The organism is Bremerella sp. P1 (assembly GCF_028748185.1).
In the GTDB taxonomy this organism is placed as follows: Bacteria; Planctomycetota; Planctomycetia; order Pirellulales; family Pirellulaceae; genus Bremerella.
The window spans coordinates 5,831,458-5,849,818 of sequence record NZ_CP118164.1 but is presented as its reverse complement, the minus strand read 5'-3'; the positions used below and the strand labels follow the sequence as shown (position 1 = coordinate 5,849,818).

The window sequence follows — 18,361 nt, the reverse complement described above, 5'->3', positions numbered from 1 at the left end:
GCGGAGCGGTTGAAGCGGTTGTCAGTGAGAACGAGCCTCCTCGTTCTTCGGAATTTTCAACAGACGTCCCGTTCAAAACAGCATTTGCAATTCGTCTTCAAGGTACGGCGAGGTGATCTCTCAATCTTTGTCGAGCACTTGGAAGTAAATCTGTCTGAGGACCAGGAAATTTATCCAGTTGCGCAGGGCGTAGCCGCAATTACGCATGTTGTCCTCGGTGTACTCGTTCGACTTGCCGCCGCTGGGATGGACGCCGTCGCGGGAGATCACCGTACCGTCCCATGAATCGGCGGGACGAAGTCGCACACATTCGGAGTGAAAGTCCGCCAGCGGCACGTGCATCTCCGTTGCGACGTTGCGGATCGTCTCGTTCGCGGCGGCCACCGCCTCGTCGCGGCCTCGGCGAGGAGGAATCGTGTTTAGTATCGGAACGCATTTCGCATCAAGGCATTTCTGCACGACCTGTTCCAACCCGACACGATACGCCGCGGGCAGCTTGCCGCCCGAGATGTCGTTGGTGCCGATCATGATGATCGCCACTTCCGGTTTGTCGCGGGCTAGAACTTCATCCACTGCTCTATTTAATTGCCCGACGGTCCAACCGGAGTAGTTGGCATGCTTGGGCCCTTTGTCTTTCGTTCCCTTCACATAGTCGCGCCAACGGGTGTTCTTGGGCGCTTTGGGCATCCCGTCGTCGTGCATCAGGAATCGATCCGGATCATCCCAGCCGATCGGCGTCCAGAACGCCATTGAATAAGTGATTGAATCGCCGAACTGCGCGACATAGCCTTGCTGGCCATTGAATCCCTGATGAACTTTCCGCATCGCCTCGATGACGTCTTTTGGTTGCACGCCTGGCTTCAATAGCGAGGCTTGCTGTTGCGCCTGCTGCTTTGCGTACTCTTTCGGTAGTTCGATAGCATCGGACATTTGAGTTAAAGAAAGAGTCTTTTGTCCCGCCGTTCCATTCGCGGTGCGGGCTTCTGCCAGTGACGAATAGACGGTGTTACCTTTCTGCTGAATCCGGCTGTCGCTAGTGGTAAGGACGGGCCGCCCGACGAGCAAGTTGTTGACGATGCTTAGCCCGTCGTTCGCGTTCAGCACCCAGACGAGCCTTCCCAGCCGGCTATTGGGATCGTGGATTGAGTTGTTGGCAATCTCGCAATCCTTGGTGTAACAAGACAGGATTCCCGTCTCTGGGCAATCCGAAATGAAATTGCCCCTGACCGTGCAATCGACCGCGTGGTGCTTCGAGTATTCCAACGACGGGTTTCCCAAAGCAATCGCAATGTCGCAGTTCAGAAAGATGTTCCGCTCAATCACGCATTTGCGGCCGTTCTCCGAGATGTAGATGCATCCGCGTCCTTCACGCGTCCGTCCTTGGATGCCCATAAAGACGTTATCCGTGATCTTCCAGTCGGTCGTATTCTTAACGTCAATGCCGCCGATGTAATTGCCGTTGAACGTCTTTGCCGTGTCGGTTTGGTCGTCAGCAAATTGTTTCGCCCGGTCGTTGTAGAACAAACAAAACTGAACTCGACAATCGCGCGGGCGCCGCCTTGGGTCGTCGTCGCGGATACCCGGCGCCTTGATACCACGCTGCCAGATGTTGTGCAGCACGCAGTTGTGTACCGTCACGCGCTGAGCGCCACGATCGGAGTTAATCTTGATGCCGTTGAACTTGACGTTTTGAATCGTCAAATCCGCGATCGTTACTCCTTCGCAGCCGGTAACGCCGAGCAGTTCGCCATGGCGGCTTCCGGCGGCATCGAGCACGACCTTGTCGCGATTCCCCGAGACGCCGCGCACAGTGACATTGTCGGTCGCGATCTCAAAGTACCGAGGCATTCGGTAATGCCCGTCCGCGATCAGAACCGTACCGCCCGGCTTCACATCGCGAGCGGCGGCAAACAATTCTTCGACCGTCGCGGCTTGAATCACTTCGCCTGTCGGTTTTGGCAGCGGCGTCGCCTTGGGAAACCAATCAGCGTGCGGCGGCGCAGCCAGGCTGGTCGCTGTGAGGAAAAGGAGCAGACAACCGGATAGAACCGCTTGCAGTTGTGAAAACATGCCTAATCCTTTTATTTATGGTACCTGAATACGCACGAACTCATCGACGTCTATCTTGCCGGTCGGCACTTCGAATACGTGCTCACGCGCCGCTGTAGGAATCCGTTCGGTATGTCGCTTTAACTCGCCGGCTTCCTTCCAGCCGTAGGTTACGATCGCGCTGGGCGGAGGCGCACTTCGGTAAACTCCATAGAACTGAGCGTCGATCATTCCCGCCTGGTATCCGCCCTGGTAGAGCTGGATCCGCACCAACACCTCGTTCGTATCGCTTTCTGCAACGTCCGCTTTTCCATACATCCAACCGCTGGAAAATTCGTTGTCAGCGGGGATGTCGGCTCGGGCGAGCGGCCGCCATGATTCGCCATCGTCGGTGGAGATCTCGATGCGATAATCGCAGTTGCCCGACGGCGGCACACGCACGCCATATCGTACCGCCGCATACACCTCGAGTAGTTCACGCTCGCCTGCGTTCACGCGGAACACGACATGCCCAGGCCTGTTGTTCGTGGTGCGATAGGCAAGGCGCGACTGGGAACTTCTAGGCTGGTAAACCACGTTGTCAGACCTCATATCCCTCTGCTCAACCGTCCGGAGCGTTGCCTCGTCCGATCCGAAGTTCGGCAACACCGGTGTGACGCCACGCATGGCGCAGCGATAAGCAACGCGGCAACCGCCGTCCGTCAAACGAGGATAGATGGCCTGACAGACCTGCGTAGTCGTCGTAAACTTTAGTGCGTCGAGGCCGGCTTTGTCTTGGAAGCCGAACCGCAACTGCCAGCCATAGCGTCCTTTTACGTGTTCAGTTAAATCGTGTGAAAAGTTGCCCGTCACGGAATTCAGTCGGTGCCAGGTTTGTCCTTGATCGACGGAGATTTCCACGCTAACGTTCCCCACGGCAGTTCCCTCGACAATCAGTCCGTCCGTTGCCGTTCCGGACATCGGGTTGGCGTCGTCAACCGGATCGCCGCAAATGACATAGGGCGAGAAGTGTTCAAACGTCACGATCGCCGGTTTGCCATCTTGGCTTCGCAACTTCGGCTGATCCATCGACGGCACGACGTTCGCCGACTGATCGACGACGCCGTCTCGATACGCAACGGAAGTAAGGTCCGGCTGATAGACGAACTCGCCATTGCAGTAGCGTGCGTTGCCGCGGCAATTGGCCTCGGCGCCGCGATGCTCTGGTGTGCCCTGATTGGCAAACGTCCAGTTGCGAAAAGGCCCGTTGTCCTGGTGATGCCAGAACCGCCGCTTGTCCTTGCCGCCATAGTGACCCGGATCGAACCACCGCGTAAACGTTTCGCCTCGCCGCACATGTACGATCGGAGGGTGTGCAACGTAGCCGCTGTTATACATTTTGTGCCAATTGCCGCCTCGGGCGATTTTCTCCCAGCCCTTTTTCATCGACTTAAAGTCGCTGGGCCAGGCAAACGGATAGCAAGGCAACGGAGCGTGTGTTTGCTCGACAAGCGATGGATCGGCGATGATGTCCTCATAGCCGGCTACAGCTCCGTCTTTGCCAAACACAATGCCGGCCATATCCGTATCGAACGCATGCCAGCGTCCGCCGTAACGCACTTCGCTGTTCACGTGGCCGGGAAACTCGCGCCGGCGGACCTGCATTCCCAGGGCTTTCCAGTACGGCTCGTTCCAGGAATGAACCGTTCCGCACAAGCCGTAGCCGTAGGAGAACCGCGCCCGATTGGCGTCGTACACGACCATGTCGTCGCGCCAGATGTTTGTGTCGGGCGTCTCGCCTGGGACATTCCACTCCTGCGGCGAAGCAAGGTGCCACTGGTGCGTCAGCATCCAGAGATAAAGCGCAATGGCCTTTTCCTGATCGCCTGCTTTCCCATCGGTTGCAAAACGGATGCAATCGTCGACCGATTGAAATACACCTTCACCTGGATAGTGCGGATGATCGGTCCGTAGCGTTACATCGCCGGCCCCATCCGCGAAAGTGGTTACGGCTGAGCACAACGCTGCGAGAAGGACGATCAAACGCGAAAAGTTTTGTGCGATCATTTCGAGCTTTCCGTTCATGAGCAACCGACTGGTGGTACGTTCGCTACGTGGCAAGCTACTATGATAGTCCATCTGCGATACCATTGAGATCACATAATTTATCAAACGCCCTGTTTACTGTCGTGAAGGCACAGCATGGATGTATCTCCCTTCGAATGGGCATGCATTCAGCAAGAACTAATTTACCGAGGGGATGAGGTTGAAGGGGGCAGGTCACATCCGCATCGGACTGAAGAGCACGGTTAGGGGTCTGCATCGTTGTAACCATGCGAATACCCTCTCAATCAACAAAGAATGGAAACCCCCTTAAAAACTTGCCGGTGACGGACTACCCCAGGATACGCTCCCCCGTAGCTGGTAAGATGCAGCATCGTGGAACAGTTCAAATACCGTTTCCCCGACTTGAATTTCTTTACTTTTCAACTGCATGCAAAATCCGCTGAGGATCGGCATTCTCACCAGTCGACGCGTGGCTAGGCCAGAAGCTTTTTGGCAACTTTCCCAGCAACGTTAGTCAGGCGGAAGTCTCGACCAGCGTATCGATAAGTTAGTTGCTCGTGATCCAAACCAAGCAGATGCAGAATGGTTGCGTGCCAGTCGTTGGTATGCATCTTGTCGATTGCTGCTTCGTAGCCATGTTCGTCGGTCGATCCGTAGCTGAAGCCACCTTTGACTTCGCCGCCGGCCATCCACGTGGTGTAGCCTTTGGCGTTGTGGTCACGGCCATTGCCCCCTTGGCCGTGTGGTGTGCGGCCGAATTCGCCGGCCCAAATCACGAGCGTGTCTTTCAGCATGTCGCGGCGTTTCAGGTCTTTTAATAGCCCGGCGATTGGCCGGTCGACCTGCCGACAGCTTTCCGATAGCCGGGCCTTCAGGTCGCTGTGCGTGTCCCATGCACCGGTGTGACTCAGTTCGATGAAACGGACGCCTGACTCAGCTAATCTTCGGGCCAAGAGACACTTGCGGCCGAACTCGTCGGTCTCTGGGTTGCCAATCCCATACAAATTCAGCGTTTCCTGTGATTCGCCAGAAGTATCAATAACCGAGGGCAACGAGTCTTGCATGCGGAACGCGAGTTCGAATGATTCGATGATGCCATCGACCGCCGGCTGTTGTTCTTCCCGTTTCAGCTTCTCTTGATTGAGCGCTTGAACGTAGTCGAGCTGTTTGCGCTGTAGCGCCGGACTTAGCCTGGAATTCTTGATGTTGGCGACGCCTTCGATTGATTCTTCTCGGCGGCGTCTGCGTTGTTGCCCGGTACTCGCTGGTGGCATCGAGATGTCCGAACCCTGATAGACGCCCGGCAGGAAACTGCTGGAGAGAATATGCTTGCTGCCTCGGGCCGCTTCGATCCAGACATACCCAGGCAAGTTTTCAGAAACCGAACCCAAACCATAGAGCGACCACACTCCTAGCGAAGGTCGTGGAAACTGAAAGTTGCCGGTGTGCATCTGCATCTGGGCACGAGCATGGTCCGGCACGTCTGTATGCATGCTACGCAGCTGACCTGCCCCCTTCAACCGCGTCCATTCGGTAAATTAGTTTTTGCTGAATGCATGCCCATTTGAAGGGAGATTTCTTATGCCTAGAAGAAGATTCACGCCCGAGCAGATCATTCAGCATCTCCGCGAAGCGGAGGTGCTTCTTTCGCAGGACAAGACAATTGCCCAGGCCTGCAAGGCCATCGGCGTCACAGAGCAGACGTACTACCGCTGGCGGAAGGAGTATGGTGGTGTTCGTACCGATCAGGCCAAGCGTTTGAAAGAGCTCGAGAAAGAGAACGCTCGCCTGAAGCGACTGCTGGCTGATGCCGAACTCGACAAGGCGATCCTGAAGGAGGCCGCTTCGGGAAACTTCTGAGCCCGGACAAGCGACGGCGATTCGTCGAGCACGTGCGAGATACCTTGGGACGCGAGCGAGTCTCAGAACGGAGGGCCTGCCGGGTGCTGGGACAGCCTCGTTCCACGCAGCGCCGTGTTCGCTGGGTTCCCGATGACGAGCCTCGCCTGGTCCGGGAGATGATTGAACTTGCTGAACAGTACGGCCGTTATGGCTATCGGCGAATTACCGAGATGCTACGACGGAAAGGTTGGCAGGTGAACCATAAACGCATTGAACGCCTGTGGCGTCGTGAAGGCCTGAAAGTGCCGAAAAGGCAGCCTAAACGACGTCGCCTGTGGCTTAATGATGGTTCGTGTGTTCGCTTGCGGCCGAGTCAACGCGATGAGGTCTGGAGCTATGACTTCGTGCATCACCGAACGCACGATGGTCGAGCCTTCCGGATGCTGACACTGATCGATGAATACACACGTGAGTGCCTGGCGATCGACGTGGCCCGACAACTAACCAGTGAGGACGTCTTGGAGCGGCTTAGTGACCTGTTTGTTCGCCGAGGCGTGCCGGACTTCATCCGGAGCGACAACGGCTCAGAGTTCACCGCCACAAAGGTGCGTGACTGGCTGGAACGAGTCGAGGTGAACACCTTGTACATTGAACCAGGCAGCCCGTGGGAGAATGGCTATATCGAATCCTTCAACGGGAAGTTACGCGATGAACTGCTCGATCGAGAGCTCTTAGACACGCTCCTGGAGGCAAAAGTGTTGATCGAACGATGGCGCGTCGAGTACAACACGGTACGCCCGCACAGTTCGCTGGGGTACCGTCCACCGGCACCGGAGGCAATTCTTCCAGGGGAAGCTGCTTCCGCTACGCTCCAGCACCTTCCCCTGGAAGAATCCTTGAAAACTACAACTTAAAGACTGGTTTCATTCGTGGGGGCAGGTCACCAATGCCCACGGAAGAAAGGGCTGAGTATCGTCGTACTCTGGATACTTCCGCAGCAGAATCATGGAAGTATTCTGAACGACATCTCGAACCGCCCACTGGTCCCGAATCAGTGATGCCACATACTGACTCACACTCGGCTGAGCGTCGGTCCAAAAAGCAGTAAATCGAACTTGTTGGTCTTCCGAAAGCATATCAATACAAACCCTGTAAAGCAGTGTCGGTATTGTTACTTTCCACAAGCGGTGCTTAGTGTGGCAAGAATTTCAAAGTTATTTGAGCACGCCTGGCACGAGAGCCCTAATGCCAGGCTATTTTCGACTAGGATGTGCCTCGCTACTCCGAACCCAACACTCTATTAACCCAGAGGTAGTGTCTATGCCAAATTGGTGAGACAAACGCCAAATTGAGCGACTGAGAGGACTAGCTTAGATGGCCCGGGTTATGTCTCTCTTTGACAGAGAGACTCGCGTAAAGAAGACACGCCATCGCAACTCGTTGCGTGTTAATGGGATAAAACAACGCACTTCTATCCCAGCCTCAAAGGAGGCACGAAAAAACCCTGGTTGAGCACTATTCGCTAAACCAGGGTTTTAGTGGAGCGAGGCTGACTGTCTTCGGAATAAAAGAGAGACCTACCGCAGAATATGCTCGGCAACCAATGGAGACGATATCAAGCCACCTCGTGAAGCGACCTTTTTGCGAACCATGAACGCGCGATTTCTATAAGCAACTTCGTTTGCGACACACGTTACCGAGCGTTGCTTCGTATTCCTTGCGTTGCTCGCTCAATGACGAGATCCACACGTGAATCCTCAAATGTGCAGTGGACTGCTTCCAAATATTCCACGGCCCACTATTCGCAACCTAAGTGGCAATGTGGATTTCTTACAAATACTTGTGCGACCGCTAAATTGCTTTTCTGACTGAAGTTACGTGCTAACCACCTCTTTGGACAAAAGATCAAGTTTTTCTTATCTGTTCCGGTTTCGTTCCTGTCAAAACCCGCACAATTATTACAATATTCCCTAACACTGCACGCGTGAGAAGAGAGGCCTCACTGGTGCCATTTGATTCCACACCTTTGTTTTGTATGCCGCGTTCCCGATGCGCATTGGATGGCCAGCCAATGACTAGCAAGCTACGTGCCCGTCAACGTCGACAGCAGTCTAAAAAAACAGCCCGTAACCGTGGCAATTCTCGCCGACTCGCAGCAGAGTTCTTAGAAGAACGGCGGATGCTGGCTACGACGGTGTTCTCAGAAAGTTTTGAGTCCGGTGCTTTTGGCTCTAACTGGGCGTGGACGTCTTGGTCATCAGTACAGCGTGAAAACGAGTCGACTTCAACATTCGATTCATACGCGCATCCTCAAAATGCGGATGGGAGCTACGCTGCAAACCTAACCGGCGGGTACAAATTTGCTTCTTTCGTCCAGACAGGAATTCAAACCAAGGACCTCAACCTTTCGTCCTATAGGTCAGCGACTCTCACCTTTAAGGTACAACAAGGCGGAACGGGCGACTCGCCAGAAGCGGGCGATGATCTCGTAATTCGTTATCGCAAAGCGGATGGAAGTTTCGTAACGCTATCGACGCTCAACTACGCAACCATCCCGAGCTCGAGTTTTAAGGCAATAACTCTTACTTTGCCTCCTGCCGCAATTCACTCGAATACCGCTATCTTTTTCGATTCAACTGCATCAGACACACGATACTACTTCAGCTCCTATCGTCAACAAGACAACTGGTTCATCGATAACGTTAAGATAGTTGCCAATCGACGCCCTGATATATCGATCTCGGGACCAAGCGGATATTTCGAAGACGACGGACTCCCATACAATATCGGCTGGTCGGCTTCCGATCCAGATGGAGATTCGGTAAGTGTATCGGCGACGCTTCGTCTCGATGGCGCTGTTATCGCTACTTCAAATAGTCAAAACGGCTCTTTTCTCATTGATGGATCACAAGGCATAGGCTATTACCAATTGGATGTCTCCGCGACCGACGGGACGGATAGCGCCAGTGTCATTGTCGGCCGCACAATTAACGACGACGATGAAGACGGTCCAACAATCGAGATCACTGGATCGTCTGGTTCGGAAACCGCTGGTCTCGAACAAAACTTTTCCTGGTCGATTGACGACACATCTGGTAGCGAATCAACCGTTTCGATCACCCGAAATGGCGAACTAATCTTCACACGCTCTTACGACGCTAACGTCTCGTCTGACTCTTTCAACTTCGATTCGTACGGAATCGGTAGCTACCAGATCAACATCGAAGCGACCGATCAAGACAACGATCGGACCAGCGATCAATCTTCTTCGGCCAAATCGCGGGTGGTGAATGTCCTTAATACGTTGCCGGTCGGCGATATCGAGATTGTGACTGCGGAGAGTGCATGGTTGGAAGGCAACCAGATTGAGTTCTCTGCTACGGGATCGAGCGACGCTGACGGCGACCCACTCACCTACCTATGGGACTTTGGAAACGGACAACTAGTCACGGGGGAAAAAGTTAAACACACGTTTGTTGATGACGGCGTATTCGACGTGAAGGTTATCGTGGTCGATGCCTATGGTGGCGTGGCGGAGCAGACGAAATCAATCACGATCGCCAATGTGATTCCCGAGCTGACCGTCGGTTCGTTCAATAGCCCGGTCGAAGCGGCTACCTTCCTGTTGCCGGTCAACCTGAGCGACCCTGGTACCGATAGCACGACAGCCCGGATCGACTGGGGAGACGGCACCCAATCGATCGCGACCCAAACGGGCTCAGTCGAGCATATTTACTCCGTCGGCGGCAGCTTGCATACGATTGTGATTACGCTCGAAGATGAAGATGGCAATTACGGAGAAGTATTCCGGCAAGACATTATGGTTCACGATGCGGCGCCGGTTCTCCGTGCTGATAACACATTCGTCACCGGTGAAGCCAACCAGCAACTGACATTCGAAGTCATGGCATTAGACGGAGTCTCCGACACACTCACCTACCAGTGGGATTTTGGCGACGGCACCGTTCTCAGTGGGCCCGATCTTCATACGATTGATCACGCTTACAGCAACGATGGGTTCTATGCCGTCCTGTTGACGGTTACCGACAGTGACTCACTGGTATCGACACTCGAATACACTGCTGCAGTCGGCGTGCCAGTTTCGTTTGCCACAGAGATTACTCAGGTAAGCGAAAACACCGGGGAAGTACAAATCATTGTTGAATTGGAAAATGGTACCCCGGCGGAAAGTGACCTAACCATCCCGTTCAACGTCGCAGGAGACCTTGATAGTTCGGAATTCGCGATCACGCAAACCAGCGTTGTGATCCCCGAAGGGAAGACGCAGGGTGTCATCTCAGTTTCTCTGAATGAGGATGACCTATCCGAGGGCGTTGAAAATCTTGTTTTGAGTTTGGCGGGTACCAATGCGACCAGCGTCGGAATCAAGTCGACGCATACGATTGAAGTTGCGGACAACGATCCTCTACCGACAGTCTTCTTCACATCGAAGGCCCAGATTGTGGAAGAGGATGCTGGAACCGTTACGATTTGGGCATCGCTAGATAAGGTCTCCGGGCAGGATGTCAGCATTCCGTTGATCTATTCTGGGAAGACCGACGAAAACGACTTCTCATCGCCGGTGCCATCCCAGTTGATCGTTCCTGCCGGCTCTATGACAGGTTCATTTGACATTCAGATCAAAGACGACAATGTGACCGAACTGGCGGAATCCATCATTGTTACGATGGGCCAGCCGATTGGGGCAGTAACATCGCTGGAATCCTCGGAACCGTCGGTTGCAACGGTAATCATCTCTCAGAATGACGCTCCGGTCATATTTCTCGATTCAGCATATCGTGTCACTTCGGAAGACGTTGAAACCTTATTCGTAAGGGCACGACTCTCCAGAATCTCCGATACGGAAATCAGCATCCCTTACGTTGTCGCAGGGACAGCAACCAATGGTGCTGACTACCACCTGCTGAGTGGGAGTTTATTATTCTCGCCTGGTCGATTGGAAGCTTCCATTCAGGTGAATATTGTGGACGATAACATTCGCGAAGACATCGAGAATTTTATCGTCACGTTACAACCAACGGATGGTGTCCAACTGGGGACTACACAGTCCGTTTTGACTGACATTCTCGATAATGATATCTCGCGGGTATCCTTTGACGTCGAAAAGGCGAAGGCATACGAAGGCGAAGTCTACCAAGTTAGCGTTTCGTTGGATAAACCGTCGGACAGTGAAGTGACCGTTCCTTTTGTCGTGACCGGCACTAGCAATGATGGCTCCGATTACACGATTTCCGAGTCGATCATCACATTTGCTCCGCTGCAGACATCATTCACATTCGACATCACTCTGAACGAAGACGAAGTCAATGAGCCCCCGGAACAGCTTTTTATTGATCTAGGCACGCCTGTTGGAGCAGAACGAGGCGACCTAACCTCTTTCGCCTTAGATGTTGCTGATAACGATCCGCTGATCGACCTGCTTCAAGATGAAAAGAGCATTAGTGAATCGGACGGGACAACCAAGCTGTTAATCACTCTTTCCGCACCCTCAAATAAGCCGATCGTCGTTCCCATTACTTACTCGGGCACGGCCAAGCGAAATAGTGACTTTACTGCTCCGACGCAGGTTATCATTCCCGCATTTGCTACGTCGGCTACCCTTCTTGTGTCGATCACAGACGATCAGGAAGTCGAGGCGACGGAAAGTCTTTACGTCAGGCTTTCAAGTCCAACAAGCGGCGGAGGTATTCTCGAAGGGACGCCTTTCGCGTCTCTTTCGGTGAGGGACAATGACGAATTGCCTCGCGTGTTCTGGAAGAACACTTCACAGCTTGTTGGCGAGGGAAGTGATAACGCGAAGCTTAAGTTGTATTTGTCGCATGCATCGACGGATCCGATCGTGGTGGGCCTTGGCTACTCGCAGGAATCGGCCCGGATAGGTATAGACTTCCGTCCAGTTTTCAACTCAGTCACGTTTGCTCCAGGTCAGACCTCCTTAGATGTCTTAGTGCCACTCATTGACGATGATCTCAAGGAGGCCCTCAAACGGTTTTCTGTCAATCTCGACTCGGCTTCCAATGCGCTTCTTCCAGTCGACCCGGCCCTGAGACGTTCTCAAGTGCGACTAATCGACAACGATCAACTTAGTAGCACTGCAATTGCGAATCTCAACACGCAGGTTGAGAATGAGATCAACAACGGACAATTCTCGCACGCAGCAAACGAACTCGACAAGTTACTAACTCGTAGTGGTGCCAATCGTGATATCGACGAAATCATCCAAGCGGTGGAAATTGCTTCCACATTCCTGCCCCCCCCCTTCAACGTCATCACCAACATAACGGCCCACACGATCAACTACTTGGGCGATAAGTACCCAGATCCGAATGCTGTTTTGGGAATTGATGGCCCTGCGGTGAACGCTGATTTTAATAGCGATCCTTGGAAGTTCTCGCGAGAACTCTTAAAGGAGATTGGCAAGGACCTCATTCTTGACAATCTGGGCAGCCATCTTGAAAAGCTCTTTGGAACGGGCATTGAGTTTCTGGGGGCAAAATTAGATTCAATTCTGGCAGGCGGGACAGTCGCCATTGGCGATCTAATCGGCGAAAACGTCACGCTCGATGACGTCAAAAGGGAACTTCAAAACGCAGGAGAGTGGATCGAAGATGTTGGCGAGAGCCTTAAGGCTTCCGTTCCTGAGCAGGTTAAGAAGCTCACCTGGAAGAAAGTCTTTGGCGGCTACCCAGAGGGAACAACAGTCTTCTTTGACGTGGATTTCAACGGCATTCGCACGGAACACGAGCCGCTTGGATCAGCCGATTCGGACGGAAACGTTTTGGTGTTTGGTAGCGAAATCGCTGACGTGAACGGGAATGATATTCTGGATCCGAACGAAGGTCAGTGGGTGACGATAGGAGGGATCGATACGTCGGTTAACCTGCCATTTAAGATTCCCTTCACCTCTCCGTCGAACTTCGTGACGACAACCCCAACCTCCACGTTAATCACAAAGCTAGTTGTCGACGGTCATTTTCCACTCGACTTGGAAGGCGTGCGGGATTCGGAGGCGCGGTACCTTGATGCCATCGGTGTTACGGACGTATCCAGTGTCGATTTCGACTTTCTCTCTCAGGCAATCAATGGGAACGTGGCGGCAGGAAGAATGTTCCTGCTGGATACTGAGGTCTACAACACCGTAATCGAACTGGCCAGCCTGTTTCACGGCGCTGAGTCGACTCTTTCGCTCTCGCTATTTGCCGATTTGGCTTTCTCGGACATTGCGGAGAAAATCGCTTCGGAAAGTTCGAATCTTGATCTAACGAAAACAAGTGTGATTCGAAGCGTGATCCAGGGCGTCTCCGTTCGCTCTGGCGTGAATCTGAGCACGGAAGTCATTGAAGCTTCCACTGCAGTTATTGCCGATCTCAATGGCCTTGCTCGCGAGATCGCAGTGCCCGTGGGTGTCAGTTATGTCGAAGGCATCGTTACCATTCAAAAGGTCTTGCAAACAAAAGTTTCTGACGACTTGGCGGACTTTGCGTCAGGGTTGATCACTGCCGAAGACTTTAGTGCCAGAACAACTCGCACCGAGATCGAATCAGTCGTTAGTAACGCGACGATTGGAAACATCCTGCCGGTCTATGTGATGGTTTCCGATGCCTTTGTAGAAGAAGGTGATGGGATCACTCAACTTGTCTTTGACGTCACGCCTCTGACAATCGCGTCGAGCAATTTACCCATCACTGTCAACTATCGTACCGATGGTCTTACCGCCCTGGCTGGGCTCGACTATGAGGAAAATGTTGGACAACTCCAATGGGATCCGGGCGACTTGGAATCGAAGCAGATCACTGTTAATGTTTTCAGCGATACGATACCTGAAGGAACGGAATCGATATCGCTCATTTTAGATTCCGTAACAAACGCCGTCCTGTACCGAGACTTGGCATTGGGGACCATCGAGGACCGGGACCTCCCAGAGATTGATGTGACGAGCAATTCCCTGGAAGATATCGTGTACGTGTCGGTGACGAGCGAGGGAATCCTGGTCAACAACGGCGAGGATCTTTTCGGAGGCTATCTGCCAGCAGACTCATCAATAACGATCCTGGGAGATCCGCAGGATCAGGTGGCTTTCTTCGCAAGTGACTCCACGGACTTTGTCTGGACCGAAGATGCGGCCGGCATGAGAACGCTTCAAATTGACAATGCTACTTTCCATCTAGGCCAGAATATTCAGACTGTCGGATCGATTATCGCCGACCTTATTCTTCCTAAGGGTATCTTGGCCGGCACCGAAGAATATTTCGGAATCGATATACCTGACACCTTCGACGACGGAAACTTAAGCTTTCAATGGAAGGTCACGCAAGGTGATGCGACGCTCATTGATTCGACAGAATCATCGTTCGATCTGACAATCAACGAGGCTGGCTTCGTAACGGTCGACTTACAGATCACGGACGGACTTCAAAGCTTTCACCTATCCCGAGTCATTGCCGTTGACGAAATGACAGTTGACGCCTCGACCGTTTGGTCCTACGAATCGGAAACGGTGGTAAACTCCGGTAGGTATAATCCCTCCGCAAACGCTGAATTGCAGGCTTCCATCGGAGAGGTCACTGACAACGGCGATGGTACGTGGAGTTGGTCATTTGCTCCCTCCGATGGTCCGGTGGACTCGGATGTGGTTCAAATTTCTTTACTTGTCGACGGCACACAGACATCTCTGGTCAGCTTTCAGATGATCGTCGCCAACGCATCGCCGGCCCCGACAATCGAATCCATAAGCGATGTGAGAGTCGTCGGAAACGAAATTGTTGTCATGACGTCAGCGACAGATCTGGCGGGTGTGAATGACGAGCTGACCTTTTCGTATCAAGTCTTTGCACTAGGCAATCAGGACGTAGTCGCAGAAGGCAGCGGAGTTGAAATGACCGAGTTTCGCTTCACGCCTCCTGCGGCCGATCAATACGCAGTCCGACTCACAGTCTCGGATGAAGATGGTGGATCAAGTTCAACTGAACAGCGAATATTTGTCATTGGAGCTTCCTATTCTGAATTGCGATTAGTTTCGGAAACCAATCTACCTGTGGGAACAAGCCAGCAAACGGCGGACGATGAGCAGGCCATTTTCAATGAATGGCAAGATGTTCCTGCTCAGTTGTGGATCACGATCAATGAAGATCTATTCGAGCAAATCATTGATCTTGAGTTCACGCTTACTACGAAGAGCGGTTGGTTCGAAGAGCCGATATTTCTGTCAAGCTTAGGTAGTGGTAGTTCCGTTTTGACGGAAGCTCAATCCAGCGAGACCATCTTCCGCCTGAGCTTGACTGGTGTCGATTTTACTGGGTTTCAGCTGGGCGAACGCGTTTTGATTGCCAACCTGCTAGTTCCTGTAGATCGTGAAAACGGCGTTGGCGTCCCCATGGAAATCATCGGCGAGTACCCGTCGCCTGGTAGCGCAGATGCCATCCTGCTTAAAGAGACCAAGAGAGTAAACAATGAACAACATCTGCTAATAGTATCGGACCATCGAGGATCATTTTTGCCGGTTATTTATGACACAAATGACGATGGCCGTATTGGGCTCGGCGACTTCGCTGGACTGATCAGAAACTACGGCAAACAACCGGGCGTTGATGAACCCGACGCATACCGATTCGACTACGACCAAAGTGGCAGGATAGATCTTTCCGATTTCGCTTTGTTTGTTAGGAACTACGGCAGACGTAAAGACTCCTCGAGTGGTGATATCCTCCAAGCCAGGGTATTAGCCGAATCACGGATTAGCGCCCCACGTCTTACCTTTGAGGGAGAACCGGAACAAGATTCAGCAACCAGCGTTCTCTCATACGCTCATGTGTCCGAGTACTTCAACGCTGATGTCTACGATTATGATTCACAACCGAATATCGAAGAAATAGAACTCGTGTCCGATTCGTCTGAACAACTCGACAGAGTTCCTTTGACCACCACTAATCTTGACCCTCGGATCATCGACGCCGTGTTCTCAGATGACGATTTGCCAGTGAATGCTGAAATTGAGGACGACCACCAATTTGACGCGTTATCCATCGACTGGTTTTTTGATTAAACCTTATTTCCCCCGGGATATGTAGAATCATGTCGTAGCTTAGAACCTGCCGAACCCACCGGTAGCGTCTCAGCCGACTTGGTGGACAACGGCAGAATTCAGGCTTAGATCGCTCTCATTGAGATAAGCCGGTTTGTGTCTGCTCCCCTTGCAGAACCCTCTTAGTGAGAGTTCTCTGTTTACTGAAAACTTGGAAAGCTTGATGCAGCAATGCTTTGCTGATTTCGAGTCCTTTTCGGCCTACCGCTGAGCGAACGGAACCCTTTACTGAATTGCGGAGGGTTGGCTTTGCACCCCGAACTGAGTCTTTCGCGAACCGAGAACATTGACATTTGGCAAGAGCCGGATTTGCGAGAAAAACCGATCTATTTCTGAATAGCTATCGCCTTAGGCGGCCTGTGCGTGCAATCACGCTCGATAGATGCCTCACTAACTTTCAACACACTATCGCAAGACTACTCAAGACAGATCCTCCTGGGGAAAAGTTGAATCAACTAACAAACACCACGGATTAAGTTTTCACGCCAAGTCCGGTCGATCTAGTTCTCAATTTTCGGCCCGAACGCAAACCACAAACCAATTGTTGCCGAGACTAAAGCTAGGTCGAGAACGAATGCGGCCAGAAGCCTAGCCCGAGGCGTTCTGATAATGCCAGCGGCACGAAGAACGGTAGTCCCCAAGGGGACGAGTATCAGCGTCTCACGGGCCAGCTTCGAGATGTTCCAAAGCTCTTGATCTTTCCACCAGACGGTCACAAACGCCACGATGCTGACCACGGGCAGGGTCAGCAGTATGCCTCCGATCCGCGGGAAACGGTGGGCAATCAGCGAGACGGCGGCGACAACCAAGCCGGCGATGATAGCGCGAAAGATCATTCGCAAGCCTTTCCTGATGGCAAATTCGCTCGGAGTTAGTGGACTCCAGAAGCGTTTTTCTTACTTTGCTTTTGCACCAGAAGACAAGTCAGATATGCTGACATCATTGTTCACGATTTGCTATTCTCTCACACCCTTCGGTTTATCAATCCGAAGAGACTATCTTAAGTTGCTAATCCAACGAATCCTTCCGAGTAAAAACACTTCTACCATTGGAACCGGGGAGCTCTTCCCATGACAAACGGCCGCATGTTTCTACTCGTGGTGCTACTACTGGGATCGGGCGAGGTGAATTTCGCGTCGCGTCACCTACGGGGCGAGGATCTGGGATCCAGCTCGTCACAGCAAATCTTCAAGCGGCGAATCCTTCCCATCTTTCAGGCGGCAAAACCATCGAGCTGTACCGAGTGTCATCTCAGTGGTGTCGACCTGAAGCAGTACATTCGCCCGAACCAGGCCGATACGTTTGCGGCCCTGCGGCAAGCCAGATTGATTGATGTCGACAATCCAGAGGCGTCGAAGATCCTGACGTTCATCGAGCGAGCCCCAGACGACCCGAACCCGGTGACGCAGGAGATTCGCGAGAAGGAACTGTCGGCGTTCAGGGCTTGGATTCTGGCGGCCGTGAAGGACTCGTCGCTGTTGTCGAACGAGGGAAAACCACAGCCGGCTGGCCCCACACTGCCGGTTGAGGTCATTCGTCATGCTCGAAAAGACCGGGTCATGGCTTCGTTCATCGACAACATCTGGACCGAGGTGGGCCGCTGTGCGGCGTGTCACTCGCCCGATCGCAATCAGAAGCAAGTCGCCGAGCATGGCGAAGAGGTCTCGTGGATCGTCCTGAATGATCCGCAAGCGACGCTGAAGTATATGCTCGATGCCGACTTGATCAACCCGAAGCAGCCACGGCAAAGTCTGCTGCTGACCAAGCCGACGCTTCAGGTCGAGCACGGTGGCGGGCAAAAGATGCTTGTGGGGGATCGTTCGTACAAGCAGTTCCGCCGCTTCCTCGACGACTACGCCGCGACCGTCAGGGGAACGTACCAGACGGCAGACCAGTTGCCTCGCGCCAGTGACGAAGTTTCCAACGTCACCGAGATCTGGCTCAAGCTCGATGGTATCCCGGCTAAGTACGATAAGAAGCTATTGCAGGTAGACCTCTATCGCGAAACGGACGCCGGATGGTCCGAGCACCGCGTCGCCACTTCCGACCGGGCCGTGTTCGGCGCGAAGGGGCTCTGGCAGCATTCGCTCAGCGTGACAGCCCCCAGAGATTCTGCCCAGGCCAAGAGGCTGAGCGACGGCAAACTGCCCCCTGGCAAGTACCTGATGCGAATCTATATCGACGCGGCCGACAAGCTGCAGAGCGATCCTTCGGCCGAACTTGGCAAAGACGAATTGGTCGGCGAGGTCGAGATAAACAGCCGCTGGCCGGCCGGGTATGGCAAGATGACAAAGGCTCGTTTCCCAGTGGATTGATCAGGGA

7 protein-coding genes and 1 pseudogene are annotated in these 18,361 nt (G+C 53.1%); 3 read left to right on the top strand and 5 right to left on the bottom strand.

Annotation, left to right across the window (positions count from 1 at the left end):
- Nucleotides 1-120: 120 nt before the first annotated feature.
- From PSR63_RS23990 to PSR63_RS23980, 3 genes and pseudogenes are all read right to left on the bottom strand, one after another.
- Nucleotides 121-2,070 carry a GDSL-type esterase/lipase family protein gene (locus PSR63_RS23990; protein WP_274328287.1) on the bottom strand — a complete coding sequence of 650 codons (1,950 nt, stop codon included), beginning with the start codon at nt 2,068-2,070 and terminating at the stop codon, nt 121-123.
- A 15-nt stretch (nt 2,071-2,085) separates the two neighbouring features.
- Nucleotides 2,086-4,167 (bottom strand): hypothetical protein, encoded by a 2,082-nt coding sequence (locus tag PSR63_RS23985; RefSeq protein WP_274328285.1) that lies wholly within the window; start codon nt 4,165-4,167, stop codon nt 2,086-2,088.
- Between the two features lie 401 nt (nt 4,168-4,568).
- Nucleotides 4,569-5,597 (bottom strand): annotated as a pseudogene (locus tag PSR63_RS23980) (DUF1501 domain-containing protein); the annotation flags it as partial.
- 79 nt (nt 5,598-5,676) lie between these two features.
- Between PSR63_RS23980 and PSR63_RS23975 the strand changes: the two are divergent.
- Nucleotides 5,677-6,851 (top strand): IS3 family transposase gene (locus tag PSR63_RS23975; RefSeq protein ID WP_274328283.1). Its coding sequence is split into 2 segments (ribosomal slippage): nt 5,677-5,941 and nt 5,941-6,851, totalling 1,176 coding nucleotides; the frame shifts between segments, so codons are not numbered across the junction.
- A 9-nt stretch (nt 6,852-6,860) separates the two neighbouring features.
- Here PSR63_RS23975 and PSR63_RS23970 read toward each other — a convergent pair.
- Complete coding sequence (locus tag PSR63_RS23970) at nt 6,861-7,073, bottom strand: RNA polymerase sigma factor (RefSeq protein WP_274328282.1); 213 nt, start codon at nt 7,071-7,073, stop codon at nt 6,861-6,863.
- Nucleotides 7,074-8,008: 935 nt separating this feature from the next.
- Here PSR63_RS23970 and PSR63_RS23965 point away from each other — a divergent pair.
- Nucleotides 8,009-16,000: a Calx-beta domain-containing protein gene (locus PSR63_RS23965; protein WP_274328280.1), complete on the top strand. Its 7,992-nt coding sequence runs from the start codon at nt 8,009-8,011 to the stop codon at nt 15,998-16,000.
- A gap of 539 nt (nt 16,001-16,539) precedes the next feature.
- On the opposite strand, the gene PSR63_RS23960 is transcribed toward PSR63_RS23965, so the two are convergent.
- On the bottom strand, nt 16,540-16,875 hold the full coding sequence (locus tag PSR63_RS23960) for a hypothetical protein (protein WP_274328278.1): 336 nt from the start codon (nt 16,873-16,875) through the stop codon (nt 16,540-16,542).
- Nucleotides 16,876-17,109: 234 nt separating this feature from the next.
- Between PSR63_RS23960 and PSR63_RS23955 the strand changes: the two genes are divergently transcribed.
- A complete protein-coding gene (locus PSR63_RS23955) occupies nt 17,110-18,354 on the top strand; it encodes a hypothetical protein (protein ID WP_274328276.1) in 1,245 nt (414 codons plus the stop codon).
- The last annotated feature ends 7 nt before the right edge of the window (nt 18,355-18,361 follow it).

Bases quoted from the DNA above. Each gene is read 5' to 3' on its own strand.
- PSR63_RS23990 (WP_274328287.1), bottom strand. From the start codon at position 2,070: ATGTTTTCACAACTGCAAGCGGTTCTATCCGGTTGTCTGCTCCTTTTC.
- PSR63_RS23985 (WP_274328285.1), bottom strand. From the start codon at position 4,167: ATGGACTATCATAGTAGCTTGCCACGTAGCGAACGTACCACCAGTCGG.
- PSR63_RS23970 (WP_274328282.1), bottom strand. From the start codon at position 7,073: ATGCTTTCGGAAGACCAACAAGTTCGATTTACTGCTTTTTGGACCGAC.
- PSR63_RS23965 (WP_274328280.1), top strand. From the start codon at position 8,009: ATGACTAGCAAGCTACGTGCCCGTCAACGTCGACAGCAGTCTAAAAAA.
- PSR63_RS23960 (WP_274328278.1), bottom strand. From the start codon at position 16,875: ATGATCTTTCGCGCTATCATCGCCGGCTTGGTTGTCGCCGCCGTCTCG.
- PSR63_RS23955 (WP_274328276.1), top strand. From the start codon at position 17,110: ATGACAAACGGCCGCATGTTTCTACTCGTGGTGCTACTACTGGGATCG.